Source organism: Cellulomonas sp. NTE-D12, assembly GCF_027923705.1.
GTDB lineage: Bacteria > Actinomycetota > Actinomycetes > Actinomycetales > Cellulomonadaceae > Cellulomonas.
Genome location: NZ_AP026442.1, coordinates 2998379 through 3018647, shown reverse-complemented (window position 1 = coordinate 3018647; position 20269 = coordinate 2998379). Strand labels below are relative to the sequence as shown.

Sequence of the window (20269 nt, the reverse complement as noted above, 5' to 3'; positions counted from 1 at the left end):
AGGCCGGGTGCCTAAGGTGGCGGACGTGCCCGTCCCCGGAGACCTCGTCGTCTGGTCCGTCCCCATGCGCACCCGGTTCCGTGGGCTGACGTCCCGGGACGGCACGCTGGTGCGCGGCGATGCGGGCTGGGGGGAGTTCAGCCCCTTCTGGGACTACGACGACGACGAGTCCCGCCGCTGGTGGCTCGCGGCGCGGGAGGCGGCCGACCAGGGCTGGCCGGCACCGTTGCGCGACCGCATCCCGGTGAACGTCACCGTCCCGGCGGTGGACGCGGCCACGGCCCACCGCATCGTCCGGGAGTCCGGCGGCTGCACGACCGCCAAGGTGAAGGTCGCCGAGCCGGGGCAGTCGCCCGCCGACGAGGAGGCGCGGCTCGAGGCGGTGCGCGACGCGCTCGGTCCGGACGGCGCCATCCGGGTGGACGCCAACACCGCCTGGGACGTGGACACCGCGGCCGCGCGGCTGACCGCGCTGGACCGCGCCGCCGGCGGGCTGCAGTACGCCGAGCAGCCGGTGCGCACCGTGGACGAGCTCGCGGCGCTGCGCCGCCGGACCCACGTGCCGGTGGCGGCCGACGAGTCGGTGCGCCGGGCGGCCGACCCCCTCGAGGTCGCCCGTCGGCACGCCGCCGACGTGGTGGTGCTCAAGGTGCAGCCCCTCGGCGGCGTGCGGGCGTGCCTGCGGCTGGCCGAGCAGCTGGACCTGCCGGTCGTGGTGTCCTCCGCGCTGGAGTCCTCGGTCGGGCTCGCCGCCGGCCTCGCGCTCGCGGCGGCCCTGCCGGCGCTGCCGTACGCCTGCGGCCTGGCGACGGCGGCCCTGCTCACGCACGACCTGGTCACGGAACCGCTGCTGCCGCGCGACGGGGCGATCGACGTGCGCCGGCCGCTGCCCGAGCCGGACCTGCTGACGGCCGCCGCGGCGGCGCCCGACCTCGACGCCCGGTGGCGGGAGCGGGTCGCCCGCGTGGCAGGAGCGGTCCGGGCTCCTCGGGCATGATGGCGGCCGTGACCACCCCGTCGACCAACCCGTCGACCACCGCCGCCCGCGTGCTCGTCCAGGCGCTGGCCGCGCTCGGCGTGCGCGACGTCGTGCTGGCACCCGGCTCGCGGAGCGCGCCGCTCGCCTTCGCGCTCGCCGCGGCGGCGCTGCCGGACGACGAGCGGCCGCAGCATGCCCCGGCGCTGCGGCTGCACGTGCGGGTCGACGAGCGGGACGCGGCGTTCCTCGCGCTCGGGATGGCGAAGGCCTCGCCCTGGAGCGACGTGCCGACAGGACCCGGTGACGGCCGTCCGGCCATGGCGCGGCCGGTGGCGGTGGTCACCACGTCCGGCACCGCCGTCGCGAACCTGCACCCCGCGGTCCTCGAGGCGCACCACGCCGGCGTCCCGCTGCTGCTGCTGACGGCCGACCGGCCGCACGAGCTGCGAGGCACCGGTGCCAACCAGACCACCGAGCAGCCCGGGATGTTCGGCTCGGCCGTGCGGCTCGCGGCGGACGTCCCGGCGCCGACCGGACGTCCGGACGAGGACCGCGACCTGCGCGCGCTCGCGGCCAGGGCGGTCGCCGCCGCGACGGGCGCGCGGACGGGCACGCCGGGGCCGGTGCACCTCGACCTGGCCTTCCGCGAGCCGCTGGTGCCGTCGCCCGACGACGAGGGCTGGCCGACGCCGTCCACCGCGGGGCTCAGCGTGGTCGAGCCCGTCGGCGGGTGGTCCGCGGCGGCCGGTGCGCCGCTGCCCGCGCTGACCGCCGCGATCCCGGCCGTCGTCGACCCCGCTGCCGCCCGCCGCCGGCGCTCCCGTGGCCCGGTGCCGACCGTCGTCGTGGCCGGCGACGGTGCCGGACCGGCCGCACGCCAGCTCGCGGAGGCCGCCGGCTGGCCGCTGCTCGCCGAGCCGTCGTCCGGTGCGCGTGCCGGCTCGCGCGCGCTGACCACGTACCGCCTGCTGCTGGACGACGAGCGGCTGGGTGGGGAGGTGCGCCGCGTGGTGGTGCTCGGCCGGCCGACGCTGTCGCGGCCCGTGCAGCGGCTGCTCGCGGACCCGGACGTCGAGGTGGCCGTCATCGCCCCGCGCGGGGCGCCCTGGCCGGACGCCGCCCGCAACGCCGCAGCGGTGCTGCCCGAGGTGCCGGCGCGCTGGCGTCGCTCCGGTGCACCCCAGGGCTGGTGGGACGCGTGGCGCGCGGCGGACCAGGCGGCGCTCGCGGTGCTGGACCGTCTGCTCGGGGTGGACGACGTGGCGACGGCGGGCCGGCGAGGTCGTTCGTCGGCCCGGCTCAGCGGTCCCGCGGTGGCACGGGCCGTCGCGGCCGCGAGCTCTCCGGCGGACGTGCTGGTCGCAGGGTCGTCGAACCCCGTGCGTGACCTCGACCTGGTCGCGCGCTGGGAGACGGCCCCGCTGGTGCTGGCCAACCGCGGGCTCGCGGGCATCGACGGCACCATCTCCACCGCGGCGGGGACCGCGCTCGCCCTGCCCGCGCGCCGCGTGCGTGCGTACGTGGGCGACCTGACGTTCCTGCACGACGTCGGTGGCCTGCTCAGGGGACCTGGAGAGCCGTCGCTGAACCTGCAGGTGGTGGTGGCGAACGACGACGGCGGATCGGTGTTCAGCACGCTCGAGCCGGGTGCGCCGGCGCATGCGGCGGTGTTCGAGCGGGTGTTCGGCACGCCGCACGGCGCCGACCTCGCGGCGCTGTGCGCCGGGTACGGCGTGCGGCACACGCGGGTGAGCGACCTGGAGGGCCTGCTCCCGGCGCTGGCGGCGCCGGGGACCGGGCTCAGCGTCGTGGAGGTGCGGGTGGACCGCGCCGGCCGTCGGGCGCTCGGCGAGCGCATCGCCGCCGAGGTGGCCGACGCCGTCCGGGAGCTGCTCTCCAGCTGAGCTGTGGGTGCCGTGCGGCAGGATCGTCGCCGGACACATGCCGAACTCGCAGCGGATTCCCAGGTTCGGTGGAGGCTCTCTCCAGCGCGAGGACGTCTCATGGTCGTGACAAGGAGGGGACCCATGACCACCACTGATTCGCCCGGACCCGACGGGACCGACCGCCCCGAGGGTGCGCAGCAGCCGCCGGCGGACCAGGGACCGCAGGGGACGGCCGACGCAGGCCAGGAGCCCGCGGCCCAGCCGGAGCACCCGCAGGCCGCGGACACCCAGGCGCTGCCCGTCGAGCACCCCACGCAGCCGCTGCCCACGTCGGCGCAGCAGCCGACGACGCCCACGGCGCAGCAGCCCACGGTGCCGCAGGCACCGGTGCCGCCGCAGGCCGGCCACACCTACCCGATCCGCAGCTACGGCGGGTACCCCGGCCAGCCGGGCCAGCAGCCGTACGGCGGCCCCGGTCAGCCCGGCCAGCAGCCGTACCCACCCGTCGCAGGCCGGCCCTACGCCCAGCCGTACGGCGCCCAGGCGTACCCGGGCCAGGCGTCGGGCCAGCCCTACGGAGGCCAGCCGTTCCCGGGCCAGCCCTACCCCGGTCAGGCGTACCCCGGCCAGCCCTACCCGCCGCAGGGCACCCAGGGCCAGCCGTACGCCGGCTACGACCCGTACGCCGGTCCCGGTCAGCCGACCGGCACGGCCGAGGCGGCCGAGGTCGACCCGAACGCCCCTCGCGGCAGCGTGCCGCGGCGGCGGTGGCTGCCCCTGGTCGCGACGCTGGTCGTGGTGCTGCTCCTCGCCATCGGCGCGGTCGCCGTGGCGTCGCGCAGCGGTTCGCGCAGCACTGCGGGCGGCGGATCGCACCCGGCCTCGCTCGCGACCATCGGGCACTCGGGCTCGAGCTCCGTCCCGGTGTCCGGCTCCAGCTCGCAGAACCCGAACTGGCCCGCGGTGGTCCAGGCGGTGCACTCGTCCGTGGTGGCGATCTCCGTCACCACGGCCTCGGGTCAGGCCGAGGGCTCGGGCGTGATCATCGACTCCAAGGCGCACGTCCTCACCAACGACCACGTCGTCTCCGGAGCCCAGAACAACACCGTCCAGGTGACGCTCGACGACGGTCGGCTGTTCGAGGCCACGGTCGTCGGCACCGACCCGACCACCGACCTGGCCGTCGTGCAGCTGAAGAACGCGCCGAACGACCTGACCGTCGCCCAGTTCGGCGACTCGGACAAGGTGGCCGTCGGCCAGGCGGTGATGGCGGTCGGCAACCCGCTCGGCCTCGCCAACACCGTGACCACGGGCATCGTGTCCGCCGTCGACCGTCCGGTGTCCACCTCCGAGTCCGGCGGCCAGCCGGTGGTGACCAACGCCATCCAGATCGACGCCGCGATCAACCCGGGCAACTCCGGCGGACCGTTGTTCGACGCGCAGGGTCAGGTGATCGGCATCACCTCGTCGATCGCCACCACGTCCAGCCAGTCCGGCTCGATCGGTCTCGGCTTCGCCATCCCGGTGAACCTGATGAAGAACATCGCGGCGCAGCTGATCGACACGGGCTCGGCCAAGCACGCCTACCTCGGGGTGTCCCTCAAGGACGGCACGGCGACGGCCGACGGCGTCACGCGGCGGGGTGCCGCGGTCCAGTCGGTCAGCCCGGGTTCGCCCGCCGCATCGGCCGGCATCCAGACCGGTGACGTGATCGTCGCCATCGACAACAACCCGACCGGCGGGGCCGAGTCCCTGACGGCCTTCGTCCGGGCGATGACCTCCGGTCAGCAGGCCACCCTGATCGTCGTCCGCAGCGGCAAGGCGATGGACGTCAAGGTCACCTTGGCCACCAGGCAGGAGACCGCCACCCAGAACGGCTCGGGTTCGAACGGCTCGAACGGGTCCAACGGCTCGAACGGGTCCAGTGGCTCCGGCTCCAACGGCCAGACCGCGCCGGGCAACCTCAGCCCCGAGCAGCTGTGGCAGTGGCTTCAGCAGCAGGGCGGCGGCAACGGCGGGAGCAGCCCCAACCAGGGCTGACGAGCGCCCAGCACGACGGACGGGCCGGCCCCGGGGTTCAGCACCCGGGGCCGGCCCGTCGCCGTGCGATCCTCGTCCGCCCTGCCGGTGGTCAGTCCGAGCCGAGCGCCCAGCGCATCGGCACCAGCTTCGCCTCCGACTCGGCGAGCTCCGCCGCCGGGTCGGACGCCGCCACCACACCGCACCCGGCGAACAGCCGCACCCGCCGCGGGTCGTCCGGGTCCACCCGCCCCGACCGCAGCGCGATGCCCCACTCGCCGTCGCCGTCGGCACCGAACCACCCCACCGGCCCCGCGTACCGGCCGCGGTCCATCCCCTCGATCCGGGTGATCAGCGCACGCGCCGCCTGCGTCGGCGTGCCGCACACCGCGGCGGTCGGGTGCAGGGCTGCCGCCAGCGCGAGTGACGACGGGTGCGGACGTCCGTCGGCCGGTGTCGCCAGCACGCCGGTCACGTCGGAGGCGAGGTGCAGCACGTTCGGCAGCGACAGCACGAACGGCACGTCCGGCACGTTGCTCGACGAGCAGAACGGTGCCAGCGCCCGGGCCACCGAGGCGACGGCGTACTCGTGCTCCTCGAGGTCCTTCGAGGAGTGCGCGAGGATCGCCGCGCGCGCCATGTCGGCCGCGTCGTCCCCGGTGCGCCGGATGGTCCCGGCCAGCACGCGGGAGGTGACCAGCCCCTGGTCGGAGCGCACCAGCAGCTCGGGGGTCGCTCCCACCATGCCGTCGACGCTGAACGTCCAGCACGACGTGTAGCGGCGGGCCAGCCGCTGCAGCAGCCAGCGCACGTCCACCGGCTCCTCGGCGGTCGCCTCGACGTCCCGGGCGAGCACCACCTTGTCCACCTCGCCGGCGCGGATCGCGGCGACACCGGCGCTGACGACGTCCGGCCACTCCTGCGCCGGCACGGCACCCTCGGCATACGTCACCACCCCGGGGGACCGAGGAGCCTCACCGGCACCGTCCGCCGCGACGTCGGCCAGCCGCGGTGCCGCGCCGAGGTGCCCGCCGGTCGTCAGCGTGGTCAGCCAGGCCCGACCGTCCCGTCGGCCCACCACCACCTGCGGCACCACCACCACGCCGCCGGCGGGGGAGTCGTCGTCGAAGGCGAACGAGCCGAACGCGACCGGACCGGTCCCCGGCAGCCGCACCTCGTCCCGCACCACGGCGTGCGCCAGCACCTGGTGCCAGGCGCGCTCGGCGGCGGCGAACCGGTCCGGCCCGTGCACCTCCAGGTGCATCGCCTCGCCCCACGCCACCAGCCCGTCGCCGCGCCGCACCCAGGCGAGCGGGGCCTGCGCGGGCAGCAGCCCCAGCAGGTCGGCCGCGCGATCGGCGAGGTCATCGAGGGCGGACGGCGCCCCGAGGCCGGACCCGGGCGGCTGCGCCAGGTCGTCGAGCGGGACGGTCCGCACCACCAGCGGGAGGGACGGCGCGGACGGCGCCGAGGACGTGATGCTCATCGCCCGTCAGCGTAGGTGCTGGCGCACCGCACCCGCGCACGGGGCCCGGCGCCCCCGACGCCGAGGTCGGGCCACGACCGCCAGGCCTCGGCCGCCGGCGGTCCCGTCAGCCGGACCTGCGACGATGTCCCCATGCCTCGTGCCAGCCTGGACAAGCAGACCCACGACGTCGCGGCGATGTTCGACGCCGTCGCGCACCGCTACGACCTGACCAACGACGTGCTGTCGATGGGTCAGGACCGGCTGTGGCGGCGCGCGACGCTCGACGCGGTCGGGGCGCAGCGGGGCGACACGGTGCTCGACCTGGCCGCCGGCACCGGCACCTCCGCAGAGCCGCTCGCCGACCGCGGGGTGCGCGTGGTGGCGTGCGACCTGTCGCTCGGCATGCTGACCGAGGGCCGCCGCCGCCGTCCCGACCTCGCGTTCGTCAACGGGGACGCCCTGGCCCTGCCGTTCGCCGACGGCTCGTTCGACGCGGTGACCATGTCGTTCGGGCTGCGCAACGTCCCGGACGTCGACACCGCGCTCGCGGAGCTGCTGCGCGTCACCCGGCCGGGCGGCCGGCTGGTGGTCTGCGAGTTCAGCCGCCCGACCAACCCGGTGTTCCGGACGGTCTACACGCAGTACCTGGTCCGGGCGCTGCCCAGGGTCGCGGCGGCCGTCGCCAAGGAGTCCGACGCGTACACGTACCTGGCCGACACGATCCAGGCGTGGCCGGACCAGGCGGCCCTCGGCCGGCAGATCAAGCGTGCCGGGTGGTCGAAGGTGGCGTACCGCAACCTCTCCGGGGGCATCGTGGCGCTGCACCGGGCGACGCGGCCGGAGGACGCATCGTGACCGTTCCGGCCGCGGACGGAGCCTCGACGTCGACCGCCTCCAGACCGCGTCACCGCAGGTAGATACGGGTATCCGGGACCACTGTCCCGCTCCGGACCCTCAAGTAAGCCAAGCCTTCGCAGACATGCCCAGAGGCGCTGGTTACACTCGCCGGGGGTCGCACGTGAACATCGTCACAAGATGGGGACTTCGTGGTGGACGCAGCACACGATGACGCAGACGTCGTCGTCGTCGGCGCCGGTCCCGCAGGGTCCTCGACGGCCTACTGGGCCGCCTCCGCGGGCCTCGACGTGCTGCTCATCGACAAGGCGACCTTCCCCCGCGACAAGGTCTGCGGCGACGGCCTGACCCCCCGCGCCGTCGCCGAGCTGGTGCGCATGGGCGTGCCGCTGCGCGAGCAGGACGGCTGGATCCGCAACCGTGGCCTGCGCGTGCACGGCGGGGGCCACACCATCGAGCTGGCGTGGCCGGAGCTGTCCAGCTACCCGTCCTACGGCCTCGCCAAGGCGCGCACCAGCCTCGACGCGCTGCTGGTCGACCACGCCCGTGCCGCCGGTGCCAAGGTCCTCGAGGGCACGCGGGTCACCGGCCCGGTGCACGACGAGCGGACCGGTCGGGTCCTCGGCGTCACCGCCCGTACCGCGGACGGGAGCGAGACCATGTACCGCGCGCCGGTCGTCGTCGCCGCCGACGGCGTCTCGTCCCGCCTGGCCACCGCGCTCGGCCGCACCACCCGACCGGACCGCCCCATGGGGGTGGCCGTCCGCACCTACTTCCGCTCCCCCCGCCACGACGACCCGTGGATGGAGTCCCACCTCGAGCTGTGGGACGGCGAGCCCGGTCGCAGCAACCTCATGCCGGGCTACGGCTGGATCTTCGCCCTCGGCGACGGGACCGTGAACGTCGGGCTCGGCTCGGTCAGCTCCACCAACGCCGCCACCAAGGTGGACTACAAGGCGTTGTTCGCCACCTGGATGGCCAACACGCCGCCCGAATGGGAGCTCACCCCCGACAACCAGCTCGGTCCCGTGCGGGGCGCCGCCCTGCCGATGGGCTTCAACCGCGGTCCGCTGTACGGCAACGGCGTGCTGCTCGCCGGCGACGCCGCCGGCATGGTCAGCCCGTTCAACGGCGAGGGCATCGCCTACGGCCTGCAGGCGGGTCGCGTGGCGGCCGACGCGATCGCGCAGGGGCTCGCGCGGGGGTCCGCCGCGGGGCGCGAGCGCGCGCTCGCCTCGTACCAGTCCCGCATGAAGGACGACCTCGGCGGGTACTACACGCTGGGGCGTACGTTCGTCCGGCTGATCGAGCACCCCGAGGTCATGCGCGTCTGCACGCGTTACGGTCTGCCCCGGCCGCTCGTCATGCGCTTCACGCTCAAGCTGCTCTCGGACTGCTACGAGCCGCACGGTGGCGACGTGGTGGACCGCGTCATCACCGGGCTGGCGAGGATGGCCCCGGCAGCATGAACCACCGTCTTTTCGCACATCCCGCACGGCATCTCGTACGGCCCCGGTCGAGGAGGGCTCACCGATGAACAACCCCTACGTCCCGCTGCTGTGGATGATGGCGATCGCCGCCGTCATGGCGCTCGGCGGCGTCGGAGCCTCCGCGATCCTGGGCCCCAAGCGGTACAACCGCGCGAAGCTCGAGGCCTACGAGTGCGGCATCCAGCCGACCCCGCACGCGGTCGGCGGCGGCCGGTTCCCGGTGAAGTACTACCTGGTCGCGATGACGTTCATCATCTTCGACATCGAGGTGGTGTTCCTCTACCCGTGGGCCGTGACGTTCACCGAGCTCGCGATGTTCGGGCTGATCGCGATGCTCGGCTTCCTCGCCCTGATCACGGTGCCGTTCGTCTACGAGTGGCGGCGGGGCGGGTTCGAGTGGGACTGACGCCCGCCCCGGCGGGTACGCGAGGCATGCGGACGACGACGAGCTCAACGAGAACGGAGGCCTGAGATGGGTCTGGAGGAGGGCGCACCCCAGGGGTTCCTGCTGACGTCCGTCGAGACGCTCGTCGGGTACTTCCGCAAGGCGTCGCTGTGGCCGGTGACGTTCGGCCTGGCCTGCTGCGCGATCGAGATGATGGCGACCGGCGGCCCGCGGTTCGACATCTCCCGGTTCGGCATGGAGGTGTTCCGGGCCTCGCCGCGGCAGTCGGACCTGATGATCGTCGCCGGCCGGGTCAGCCAGAAGATGGCCCCGGTGGTGCGGCAGGTCTACGACCAGATGCCCGAGCCGAAGTGGGTGCTGTCGATGGGCGTGTGCGCCTCGTCGGGCGGCATGTTCAACAACTACGCGATCGTGCAGGGTGTCGACCACATCGTCCCCGTGGACATCTACCTGCCGGGCTGCCCGCCGCGGCCGGAGATGCTGATCCACGCGATCCTGGCGCTGCACGAGCAGATCCAGAACTCCCCGCTCGGCGTGGACCGCAAGCAGGCGGCCGCCGCCGCCGAGCGCGCCGCGCTGGAGGCCACGCCCACCTCCCACATGACGGGCCTGCTGCGATGACGCCCCCGAAGAAGAAGGACGCCACCGGTCAGTCCGAGGTCGGCACGACCGCGCCGGACACCCGCGCACGCGTCGAGACGCCGAAGGACGCGACGCGCGACGAGCCCGCGAGCCCCGTGCCGACGGGTGAGAAGGCCGACGCAGCGAGCGCTGCGAAGCCGGGGGAGGCCACCACCCCAGCGGCTGCCGCTGCGCAGTCGACCTCCGCCGCGGCCGCCGAGGTCGGTGCCGCCAACATCCCGGCCACCACGGTCGCCGTCCCCGCCGGCACACCCACCCTCGAGGTCGTCGACGTGCGGCACGGCATGTTCGGCGTGAACGGCTCGGGCGACACCTCCGGCTACGGCGGCCTGGTCGCCACGGTGGCGCTCCCCGGCCCGAGCGAGCGGCCGTACGGCGGCTGGTTCGACGAGGTGGTCGACGTGCTGGCCGAGGTGCTCGACGAGTCCGGCACCGGCTTCGCGAACGCCGTCGAGAGCGTTGTCGTCGACCGCGGCGAGCTGACGCTGAACGTCGCCCGCGAGCACGTGCACGAGGTGGCCCAGGCGCTGCGCGACGACCCCGACCTGCGGTTCGAGATCAGCCTCGGCGTCAGCGGCGTGCACTACCCGCACGACGAGGGCCGCGAGCTGCACGCCGTCTACCACGTGGTGTCGGTGACCCACGGCCGCCGGCTCCGCTTCGAGGTCGCCGCCCCGGACGCCGACCCGCACATCCCGTCGACCGTCGACGTGTACCCGGCCAACGACTGGCACGAGCGCGAGACGTTCGACTTCTTCGGCATCGTCTTCGACGGCCACCCGGCGCTCGCACGCATCGAGATGCCGGACGACTGGCCGGGCCACCCGCAGCGCAAGGACTACCCGCTCGGTGGCATCCCGGTCGAGTACAAGGGCGCGACAACCCCGCCCCCGGACCAGCGGAGGTCGTACACGTGAGCACGCAGGCACCGCACCGGCCGGGCGTCCCGCACGCCACCGGGCACATCGTCGACGACCAGACCGCCGGCATCCCCACCTTCGAGGCGTCGGGCGGCGACTGGTCGGACATCGCCGAGGAGGCTGCTCGCCTCGGCGAGGAGCGCATCGTCGTGAACATGGGCCCCCAGCACCCGTCGACCCACGGCGTGCTCCGCCTCATGCTCGAGATCGAGGGCGAGACGGTCACCGAGGCCCGTGCCGGCATCGGCTACCTGCACACGGGCATCGAGAAGAACATGGAGTTCCGCACCTGGACCCAGGGCGTGACCTTCTGCACCCGGATGGACTACCTCGCGCCCCTGTTCCAGGAGGCCGCGTTCTGCCTGGCCACCGAGAAGCTGCTCGGCATCACGGACGACGTGCCGGAGAAGGCCTCCGTCATCCGCGTGATGATGATGGAGCTGAACCGGATCGCGTCCCACCTGGTCTGCCTCGGCACCGGCGGCAACGAGCTCGGCGCCACCACGATCATGACGCTGGGCTTCCAGGCCCGCGAGGAGATCCTGCAGATCTTCGAGCTGATCACGGGCCTGCGGATGAACCACGCGTACATCCGTCCGGGCGGTGTGGTGCAGGACGTCCCGCCGGGGTCGATCGACACCATCCGCGAGGCGCTGGTCGGCGTGCGGCACTACCTCGGTCAGCTGCAGAAGCTGATGCTGGCCAACCCGATCCTCAAGGCGCGGCTCGTCGGCGTCGGCTACCTGAACCTCGCCGGCTGCACGGCGCTCGCACTGACCGGCCCCGTGCTGCGGTCCGCCGGCCTGCCGTACGACGTCCGCAAGGCGGCCCCGTACAGCGGGTACGAGACGTACGACTTCGACGTGCCGACCGGCACGGGCGCCGACGCCTGGGACCGGATGATCGTCCGGTTCGAGGAGTGCTGGCAGTCGATCCACATCGTCGAGCAGACCCTGGAGCGGCTGCAGAAGCTGGGCCAGGCACCGGTGATGGTCGCCGACAAGAAGATCGCGTGGCCCGCGCAGCTCGCCATCGGCACCGACGGCATGGGCAACTCGCTGGACCACATCAAGGAGATCATGGGCACCTCGATGGAGGCCCTGATCCACCACTTCAAGCTGGTCACCGAGGGCTTCCGGGTCCCCGCCGGGCAGGCCTTCGTCTCGGTGGAGCACCCCCGCGGCGAGCTGGGCTGCCACGTCGTCTCCGACGGCGGCACGCGGCCGTACCGGGCCCACTTCCGGGACCCGTCGTTCAACAACCTGCAGGCGGTCTCGGTGATGTGCGAGGGCGGCAACCTGGCCGACGTCGTGGTCTCCGTCGCCTCGCTCGACCCCGTGCTGGGAGGGGTGGACCGCTGATGTCCGCAGACACGACCGGTCCTGTGCCGGGCCAGGTGACAGGCCAGGTGACAGGCCAGGTCACAGGCCGCGTCCACGGCCAGGCGCACCGCGCCGGGTACGACGACGAGACCCGCGCCCGGCTCGCCGCCGAGTCGGCGCAGATCATGGCCCGCTACCCGCAGCAGCGCTCGGCGCTGCTGCCGATGCTGCACCTGGTGCAGGCCGAGGACGGGTACGTCAGCCCCCGCGGCATCGCGTTCTGCGCGCAGCAGCTGGGGATCAGCACCGCCGAGGTGTCGGCCGTCGCGACCTTCTACACGCAGTACAAGCGGCACCCCAACGGCGACTACACCGTCGGCGTCTGCACCAACACGCTGTGCGCGGTGATGGGTGGCGACGCGATCTGGGAGGAGCTCGAGGAGCACCTCGGAGTCGGGCACGACGAGACGACGGACGACGGTGCGATCACGCTCGAGCGCATCGAGTGCAACGCGGCCTGCGACTACGCCCCCGTGGTGATGGTCAACTGGGAGTTCTTCGACAACCAGACCCCGGCCTCCGCCGTCGAGCTGGTCGACACGATCCAGGCCGGCCGCCCCGTGCACCCCACCCGTGGTGCCGACACCGTGGTGCCGTTCCGCGAGATGAGCCGCGTGCTCGCCGGCTTCCCGGACGGGCGCGCGGACGAAGGCGTCGGCGCGGGACCCGCCACTCTGGTCGGCCTCGAGGTCGCGCACGAGCACGGCTGGGCCGCGGCGCCGTTCGGCGACGAGAAGGGCGCACGCCGCCCGTCCGAGGCGAAGGAGTCCTGATGACCACCCTGACCCCCGTGCTCAGCGCCCACTGGGACGCGGACAAGTCCTGGACCATGGCCACCTACGAGAAGAACGGCGGCTACAAGGGCCTGCGCGCCGCGCTGGCGATGGAGCCGTCCGCGGTGATCGCCGCGGTGAAGGACTCGGGCCTGCGCGGCCGCGGCGGCGCCGGCTTCCCCACCGGCATGAAGTGGGGCTTCCTGCCGGCGCCGGACGGCGGCCCCCGCTACCTCGTCGTCAACGCCGACGAGTCCGAGCCGGGCACCTGCAAGGACATCCCGCTGATGCTGGCCAGCCCGCAGGAGCTGATCGAGGGCATCGCGATCACGTCGTACGCCATCGGCTGCCACCACGCGTTCGTCTACGTGCGCGGCGAGGTGCTGCACGTCGCCCGTCGCCTGCACCAGGCGGTCGCCGAGGCCTACGCCAAGGGCTACCTCGGCAAGAACGTCATGGGGTCCGGTTTCGACCTCGAGGTCACGGTCCACTCCGGTGCCGGCGCGTACATCTGCGGCGAGGAGACGGCCTTGCTCGACTCGCTCGAGGGCCTGCGCGGTCAGCCGCGGCTGAAGCCGCCGTTCCCTGCGGTCGCCGGTCTGTACGCCCGCCCGACGGTGGTGAACAACGTCGAGACGATCGCGTCGGTGCCGGGCATCCTGCGCGGCGGTGCGTCGTGGTTCACCGCGATGGGTACCGAGCGGAGCACCGGTCACGGCCTGTTCAGCCTCTCGGGGCACGTGCAGCGGCCCGGCCAGTACGAGGCGCCGCTCGGCATCACCCTGCGCGAGCTGCTCGACCTGGCCGGCGGGGTCCGCGAGGGTCACCAGCTGAAGTTCTGGACGCCGGGCGGCTCGTCGACGCCGATCTTCACCGCCGAGCACCTCGACGTCCCGCTCGACTACGAGTCGGTCGGGAAGGCGGGCTCGATGCTCGGCACCCGGGCGCTGCAGATCTTCGACGAGACCACCTCGGTGGTGCGCGCCGTCACGCGGTGGACCGCGTTCTACAAGCACGAGTCCTGCGGCAAGTGCACGCCGTGCCGCGAGGGCACCTACTGGCTGCTCCAGGTGCTCCAGCGCCTCGAGGCGGGCCAGGGTGCCGAGGGCGACATCGAGCTGCTGCTCGACCAGTGCGACAACATCCTCGGCCGCGCCTTCTGCGCGCTCGGTGACGGTGCGACCAGCCCGATCACCAGCGCTGTGAAGTACTTCCGCGAGGAGTTCGAGGCCGGCATGCACACCCCGGCCGACGTCCTGTTCCCCCCGGAGCGCAGCTCCCTGTTCGCGTACACGCCGCGTCCCCGCAAGGCGCAGCTGGCGGGAGTGCACTGATGACCGTGACCTCATCCCGTACGGACGCGGCGACGCCGCTGGTGCCGCAGGCACCGGCCGCCGTGCCGGCCGTCCCCGCGGCGACCGTGACGTTCAGCATCGACGGCATCGAGACCACCGTGCCCAAGGGCACGCTGGTGATCCGCGCTGCCGAGGAGCTGGGCATCGCGATCCCGCGGTTCTGCGACCACCCGCTGCTCGCGCCCGTCGGCGCCTGCCGGCAGTGCCTGGTCGAGGTCTGGGCACCCGGCCGTGACGGCAACCTGTCCAAGATGCCGAAGCCGCAGCCGTCCTGCGCGCTCGAGGCGACCCCGGGCATGCAGGTCAAGACGCAGCACACCTCCGCCGAGGCCGACAAGGCGCAGCACGGCGTGATGGAGTTCCTGCTGATCAACCACCCGCTGGACTGCCCCGTCTGCGACAAGGGCGGCGAGTGCCCCCTGCAGAACCAGGCGATGAGCAACGGCCGCGCGACCAGCCGGTTCATCGACGTCAAGCGGACGTACCCCAAGCCGATCAACGTCTCGACGCAGATCCTGCTGGACCGCGAGCGCTGCATCCTGTGCCAGCGCTGCACGCGGTTCTCGGAGGAGGTCGCGGGCGACCCGTTCATCGACCTGCAGATGCGCGGGGCGGTGCAGCAGATCGGCACCTTCGACACCCACGTGCTCGACTTCGCCGGCGAGGCGCCGGCCGGACCGGCCACGCTGGACGTCAGCGGCAAGCCGTTCTCGTCGTACTTCTCGGGCAACACGGTGCAGATCTGCCCGGTCGGCGCCCTGACCTCCGCGGCGTACCGCTTCCGTTCCCGGCCGTTCGACCTGGTGTCGACGCCGGGGATCGCCGAGCACGACTCCAACGGCTCGGCGATCCGCATCGACCACCGCCGCGGCGTCGTGCTGCGCCGGCAGGCCGGCGACGACCCGGCGGTGAACCAGGAGTTCATCACCGACAAGGACCGTTTCGCGTTCACCTGGCAGGTGGCCGCCGACCGGCTCACCACCCCGCTGGTGCGCCGCGCCGGCGAGCTGGAGCCGGTCAGCTGGCAGGAGGCGCTGGACGTCGCCGCCGACGGGCTGGCCGCGGCGCAGCGTGCCGACGGCACCGCCCACGGCGTCGCCGTGCTCCCCGGCGGCCGCGTCACGCTCGAGGACGCGTACGCCTACTCGAAGTTCGCGCGGACCGTGCTGGGCACCAACGACGTGGACCACCGCGCGCGGCCGCACTCGGCGGAGGAGGAGCAGTTCCTCGGCCACGCCGTCGCCGGTCGCACGCTGCACGTGACGTTCGCCGACCTGGCCGCCGCCCCCGCGGTGCTGCTGGCCGGGCTGGAGGCCGAGGAGGAGGGCGGCATCCTGTTCGTCCGCCTCCGCCAGGCGGTCAGGGCCCGCAAGCAGCGCGTGCTGTCGGTGGCGCCCTTCGCGAGCCGCGGTCTCGAGCGGCTGTCCGGCACGTTGCTGCCGGCCGCGCCCGGCACCGAGGCCGAGGTGCTGGACGGTCTGGTCGCCGGCTCGTCCGACTCCCTGCTGTCCGACGCGGCCGCCGCGCTGACCGCCCCGGGCGCCGTCGTGCTCGTCGGCGAGCGGCTCGCCGGCACCGCCGGCGCCCTGTCGGCCGCCCTGCGGCTGGCCGAGCGGACCGGCGCCAAGCTCGCGTGGGTGCCGCGCCGTGCCGGTGAGCGCGGAGCGGTCGAGGCCGGCACGCTGCCGGGTCTGCTGCCCGGCGGACGTCCGGTGGGCGACTCGGCGGCCCGCGTCGACCTCGCCGCCGTCTGGGGGGTCGACGGCCTGCCCGCCGAGCGCGGCCGCTCGCTGACGGAGATCCTCGCGGCGGCCGAGGCCGGGCTGCTCGGCGGCCTCGTCGTCGGCGGCCTCGAGCTCGCGGACCTGCCGGACCCGGCCCAGGCGCGCCGGGCGCTGGAGGCGGTCCCGTTCGTCGTGTCGCTCGAGGTGCGCGCGTCCGAGGTGACGGCGCTGGCGGACGTGGTCCTGCCGGTCGCCCCGCCGGTGGAGAAGGCCGGCACGTTCGTCACGTGGGAGGGCCGTCCGCGGCCGTTCCCGCAGGCGCTGGCCAGCCACCAGATGGCCGACCACCGCGTGCTCGACCTGCTGGCGGACGCCCTCGGCACGCCGCTCGGGCTGCAGACCGTGGCCGCCGTGCACGCCGAGCTCGACCAGCTCGGCGGCTGGGACGGCGCCCGGGTGCCGGCCCCGGCCGTGGACGCCGCGCAGCCGCCGGCCGTGCCCGACGGGTCGGCCGTGCTGGCCACCTGGCACCAGCTGGTCGACGCCGGCCGGCTGCAGACGGGTGAGCCGTTCCTGGCCGGCACCGCCAAGCGGCCGGTCGCCCGCGTGTCCGCCGCCACGGCCGCCGCGGCCGGCGTGGCGGACGGCGGGTCGTTGACCGTCGCCACCGACGCCGGGAGCATCACGCTGCCGGTCCTGGTCACCGACATGCCGGACCGGGTGGTCTGGCTGCCGACCAACTCGGTCGGCAGCGCGGTGCGGGACGCGCTGGGGGCGGACGCCGGAGCGGTGGTGCGCCTGAGCGCCGCCGCGCCGGACATCGTCGGCGGGGTCACCGCCGACGCGACGGGTGAAGGGGTCACGGCGTGAACGCGCTCAGCGTGGCGGCGGCCGTCGGCGGTGCGCCGACCGGTGCCGACTTCAGTCACGACACGTGGTGGATCTGGGCGATCAAGGCCGTCGCGATCCTCGTGTTCATGCTGCTGTCGGTGCTGTTCGCCATCTGGTTCGAGCGCCGCGTGGTCGGCCGCATGCAGGTGCGCCCCGGCCCCAACGTGCACGGCCCGTTCGGTCTGCTGCAGTCGCTCGCGGACGCGATGAAGCTCCTGGTCAAGGAGGACATCGACGTCTCGGCGGCGGACAAGATCGTCTACCTGGTCGCGCCGATGATCGCGGTGTTCTGCTCGCTGCTCACGTACGCGGTGATCCCGATGGGTCCCCAGGTCAGCATGTTCGGCCACAGCACGCCGCTGCAGCTGACGGACTTCCCGGTGGCGACGCTCTACATCCTCGCGTGCGCCTCGGTCGGCGTGTACGGCATCGTGCTCGGCGGTTGGTCGTCCAACTCGACCTACCCGCTGCTCGGCTCGGTCCGGTCCACCGCCCAGGTGATCAGCTACGAGCTCGCCATGGGCCTGTCGCTGGTCAGCGTGTTCGTGCTCGCGGGCTCGATGTCCACGTCGCAGATCGTCGACTCGCAGATCCGCGTGTGGTGGTTCCTGCCGCTGCTGCCGGCGTTCGTCATCTACGTGATCTCGATGGTCGGCGAGACCAACCGGCTGCCCTTCGACCTCCCCGAGGCCGAGGGCGAGCTGGTCGGCGGCTACACCACCGAGTACTCCTCGATGAAGTTCGCCTGGTTCTTCCTCGCCGAGTACATCAACATGCTCAACGTCTCGGCCGTGGCCACCACGCTGTTCCTCGGTGGCTGGCGTGCGCCGTGGCCGTTGACCGCGATCGACCACGGGGTGCTCAACACCGGCTGGTGGCCGCTGCTGTGGTTCCTCGCCAAGGTCTGGCTGCTGATGTTCTTCTTCGTCTGGGTGCGCGGCACGCTGCTGCGGTTCCGGTACGACCAGTTCATGAAGCTCGGCTGGAAGGTGCTGATCCCGTCCGCCCTGGTGTGGGTGGTGTGCGTGGCCGTCGTCCAGGGCGTGCGCCAGTTCACCCACCTGCAGCTGAGCACGCTGCTCTACGTGCTGGCCGGGCTGGTGGTCGTCGGGCTGATCGTGTCGTTCCTCATCCCGGAGAAGAAGCCCGAGCAGCGCGCCGCACCGGTCAAGGCGTTCGACCCGTACGCCGACGGCTACCCCGTCCCACCGCTGCCCGGTCAGGTGCTGCCGCCCTCGCCGCGCGCCCAGCGCCGGATGGCCGTGCAGACGGCGACCGACGCGACCGCCCCCCAGGTCACGCAGGAGGTGCCCCGTGGCTGAGCCCACCAGGCCGACGCCGAAGAAGCCGACGCCGAAGAAGCAGGGCGGGACGAGCGCGACCGGCGCGACGCCGGCCGCCCGCCCGTCGGCCACCCCGGCCCGCCGGCCCGCCGGCACTCCGGCGACCAAGCCCGCCGCGGGCCGCGAGGTCGGCGCCCCGGCCCAGGGCTACACGTCCCGGATGCCGGGGTCGACGGGCCTCCAGGCCGCGCTCGCGCCGGTCGCGGGGTTCGGCGTGACGCTCGCCAACCTGTTCCGGCCCACGGTGACGGAGCAGTACCCGTCGGAGAAGATCCCGCCGAAGCCGCGGTTCCACGGCCGTCACCAGCTCAACCGCTACGCGGACGGCCTGGAGAAGTGCATCGGCTGCGAGCTGTGCGCGTGGGCGTGCCCGGCGGACGCGATCTACGTCGAGGCCGCGGACAACACCCCCGACGAGCAGTACTCGCCGGGGGAGCGGTACGGCCGCGTCTACCAGATCAACTACCTGCGCTGCATCCTGTGCGGCCTGTGCATCGAGGCCTGCCCGACGCGGGCGCTGACCATGACCAACGACTTCGAGCTCGCGGGACCGACGCGCGCCGGGCTCATCTGGGAGAAGGAGGACCTGCTCGCGCCGCTGCGCAACGGGATGCTCTCCTCCCCGCACCCGATGGTGGAGGGCACCACGGACACCGACTACTACCAGGGCACCGTCACCGGGCCGACCGCCGAGCAGGAGGCGTGGGTGACCGAGCACCGGCCCGACGACCCGTCGCTGCCGGCCAACGTCGCCAAGGGCGTGCCGCCGGCACCCCGCGGCGCGACGGCGCAGGCGCAGGCGGACCTCACGGCGGCGGCGACCCGGCAGGGCACCCGATGAGCGCGCTGGTTGCCCTCGTCCACACCTCGCTGACCGGCGCGGGGGTCACGACGACGGGCGAGGCGATCCTGTTCTGGACCCTCGGCCCGATCATGGTGATCGCCGCTCTCGGCCTGCTGTTCGCCCGCAAGGCGGTGCACGCGGCCCTGTCGGTCGTCGTGGTGATGATCAGCCTGGCGTTCCTGTACGTCGCGCAGGACGCGGTGTTCCTCGGGGTCGTCCAGGTGGTCGTCTACACCGGCGCCGTGATGATGCTGTTCCTCTTCGTGCTGATGCTGGTCGGCGTCGACACCTCCGACTCGCTGGTGGAGACGCTGCGCGGGCAGCGGGTCACCGCGCTGCTCGGCGGGATCGGCCTGGTGGTGGTGCTGGCCGGCGTCGTGGGCCGCGCGACCTACGGACCCGCGAAGGGCCTGACCTCGGCGAACGCCGACTCGAACCCCGTCGAGCTCGCCCGGATCGTCTTCGGCCAGTACGTCTTCGCCTTCGAGGTGGTCGGCGCGCTGCTGGTCACAGCGGCGCTGGGCGCGCTGGTGCTGACCCACCGCCGCCGCCTGACGGCCCGCGTGACGCAGAAGGAGCGGGCCGACGCCCGAGTCCGCAACGGCCACACGCTGACCCCGCTGCCCGCTCCCGGTGTGTACGCGCGGCACAACGCGATGGACGTGCCGGCGCTCGGACCGGACGGGCAGCCGCTGGACATCTCGGTGCCGCGCGTGCTGCGGGTGCGCGGCCAGGAGGCCGACGCCGCCGAGTACGCCGCGCGCATCGACCGGGTGCTCGCGGGCGGCTGGGCGTCCGGTGGTGGGGCGTTCACCTCGGCGACCCAGATCGGCCCGGTCGGCGGCACCACGCCGCCGGAGGCGGCCGACCACGAGGCAGCCGTCGTCGGCGCGCCCGTGCCGGGGGTGCACGCCCCGAGCGGACCGCAGGACGCCGGCGACGCGACCGTGCAGGACCAGCGGACGGAGCCCAAGCCGTGAGCCTGACCCACTACCTCGTCCTCGCGGCGATCCTGTTCTCCATCGGCGCCCTGACGGTGCTGCTGCGACGCAACTCGATCATCGTGTTCATGGGCGTCGAGCTGATGCTCAACGCGAGCAACCTCGCGCTGGTGACGTTCGCCCGGCTGCACGGCAACCTGACGGGCCAGGTCCTGGCCTTCTTCGTCATGGTGGTCGCCGCCGCCGAGGTGGTCGTCGGGCTCGCCATCATCGTCGCTATCTTCCGCACCCGGCGCTCCGCGTCGGTCGACGACGTCAACCTGCTGAAGAGCTGAGGGCCGGCACGTGCAT

17 protein-coding genes are annotated in these 20269 nt (G+C 73.6%); 16 read left to right on the top strand and 1 reads right to left on the bottom strand.

The window, feature by feature from the left end:
- Positions 1-25: 25 nt before the first annotated feature.
- The 3 genes from QMF98_RS13945 to QMF98_RS13935 all read left to right on the top strand — a co-directional run bounded on the left by QMF98_RS13945 (position 26) and on the right by QMF98_RS13935 (position 4905).
- Positions 26-997 (top strand): o-succinylbenzoate synthase, encoded by a 972-nt coding sequence (locus tag QMF98_RS13945; RefSeq protein ID WP_337973546.1) that lies wholly within the window; start codon positions 26-28, stop codon positions 995-997.
- The gene (menD, locus tag QMF98_RS13940; protein WP_490715617.1) at positions 994-2883 is read left to right on the top strand and encodes a 2-succinyl-5-enolpyruvyl-6-hydroxy-3-cyclohexene-1-carboxylic-acid synthase; all 1890 of its coding nucleotides are present in this window, start codon (positions 994-996) and stop codon (positions 2881-2883) included. Before QMF98_RS13945 ends, menD begins: the two co-directional genes overlap by 4 nt.
- A gap of 123 nt (positions 2884-3006) precedes the next feature.
- Positions 3007-4905 (top strand): trypsin-like peptidase domain-containing protein, encoded by a 1899-nt coding sequence (locus tag QMF98_RS13935; protein WP_337973544.1) that lies wholly within the window; start codon positions 3007-3009, stop codon positions 4903-4905.
- Between the two features lie 91 nt (positions 4906-4996).
- On the opposite strand, the gene QMF98_RS13930 is transcribed toward QMF98_RS13935, so the two are convergent.
- Entirely contained in the window at positions 4997-6370 is a 1374-nt protein-coding gene (locus QMF98_RS13930) for an isochorismate synthase (protein ID WP_337973543.1), read from the bottom strand.
- 132 nt (positions 6371-6502) lie between these two features.
- Between QMF98_RS13930 and QMF98_RS13925 the strand changes: the two genes are divergently transcribed.
- The 13 genes from QMF98_RS13925 (at position 6503) to nuoK (ending at position 20253) form a co-directional block, all read left to right on the top strand.
- Entirely contained in the window at positions 6503-7207 is a 705-nt protein-coding gene (locus tag QMF98_RS13925; protein ID WP_291758068.1) for a demethylmenaquinone methyltransferase, read from the top strand.
- Positions 7208-7401: 194 nt separating this feature from the next.
- Entirely contained in the window at positions 7402-8676 is a 1275-nt protein-coding gene (locus QMF98_RS13920) for a geranylgeranyl reductase family protein (RefSeq protein ID WP_337975638.1), read from the top strand.
- A 64-nt stretch (positions 8677-8740) separates the two neighbouring features.
- Positions 8741-9103, top strand: a complete 363-nt coding sequence (locus QMF98_RS13915) for an NADH-quinone oxidoreductase subunit A (protein ID WP_263729744.1) — start codon at positions 8741-8743, stop codon at positions 9101-9103.
- Positions 9104-9169: 66 nt separating this feature from the next.
- Positions 9170-9724 carry a NuoB/complex I 20 kDa subunit family protein gene (locus QMF98_RS13910; protein WP_337973542.1) on the top strand — a complete coding sequence of 185 codons (555 nt, stop codon included), beginning with the start codon at positions 9170-9172 and terminating at the stop codon, positions 9722-9724.
- Between the two features lie 236 nt (positions 9725-9960).
- Positions 9961-10662, top strand: a complete 702-nt coding sequence (locus QMF98_RS13905; RefSeq protein WP_490715670.1) for an NADH-quinone oxidoreductase subunit C — start codon at positions 9961-9963, stop codon at positions 10660-10662.
- Entirely contained in the window at positions 10659-12026 is a 1368-nt protein-coding gene (locus tag QMF98_RS13900; RefSeq protein ID WP_378097572.1) for an NADH-quinone oxidoreductase subunit D, read from the top strand. Before QMF98_RS13905 ends, QMF98_RS13900 begins: the two co-directional genes overlap by 4 nt.
- On the top strand, positions 12026-12820 hold the full coding sequence (nuoE, locus tag QMF98_RS13895; protein WP_490715616.1) for an NADH-quinone oxidoreductase subunit NuoE: 795 nt from the start codon (positions 12026-12028) through the stop codon (positions 12818-12820). The genes QMF98_RS13900 and nuoE overlap by 1 nt, the downstream gene beginning before the upstream one ends.
- The gene (nuoF, locus tag QMF98_RS13890; protein ID WP_337973540.1) at positions 12820-14154 is read left to right on the top strand and encodes an NADH-quinone oxidoreductase subunit NuoF; all 1335 of its coding nucleotides are present in this window, start codon (positions 12820-12822) and stop codon (positions 14152-14154) included. The genes nuoE and nuoF overlap by 1 nt, the downstream gene beginning before the upstream one ends.
- Entirely contained in the window at positions 14154-16769 is a 2616-nt protein-coding gene (locus QMF98_RS13885) for an NADH-quinone oxidoreductase subunit G (protein ID WP_337973539.1), read from the top strand. The genes nuoF and QMF98_RS13885 overlap by 1 nt, the downstream gene beginning before the upstream one ends.
- A complete protein-coding gene (gene nuoH / locus QMF98_RS13880) occupies positions 16766-18112 on the top strand; it encodes an NADH-quinone oxidoreductase subunit NuoH (RefSeq protein WP_337973538.1) in 1347 nt (448 codons plus the stop codon). Before QMF98_RS13885 ends, nuoH begins: the two co-directional genes overlap by 4 nt.
- The gene (gene nuoI, locus QMF98_RS13875) at positions 18105-18974 is read left to right on the top strand and encodes an NADH-quinone oxidoreductase subunit NuoI (RefSeq protein WP_490715615.1); all 870 of its coding nucleotides are present in this window, start codon (positions 18105-18107) and stop codon (positions 18972-18974) included. Before nuoH ends, nuoI begins: the two co-directional genes overlap by 8 nt.
- Positions 18971-19957, top strand: a complete 987-nt coding sequence (locus QMF98_RS13870; RefSeq protein ID WP_337973537.1) for an NADH-quinone oxidoreductase subunit J — start codon at positions 18971-18973, stop codon at positions 19955-19957. The genes nuoI and QMF98_RS13870 overlap by 4 nt, the downstream gene beginning before the upstream one ends.
- Positions 19954-20253 (top strand): NADH-quinone oxidoreductase subunit NuoK, encoded by a 300-nt coding sequence (gene nuoK / locus QMF98_RS13865; RefSeq protein ID WP_263729737.1) that lies wholly within the window; start codon positions 19954-19956, stop codon positions 20251-20253. The genes QMF98_RS13870 and nuoK overlap by 4 nt, the downstream gene beginning before the upstream one ends.
- Positions 20254-20269 lie beyond the last annotated feature (16 nt).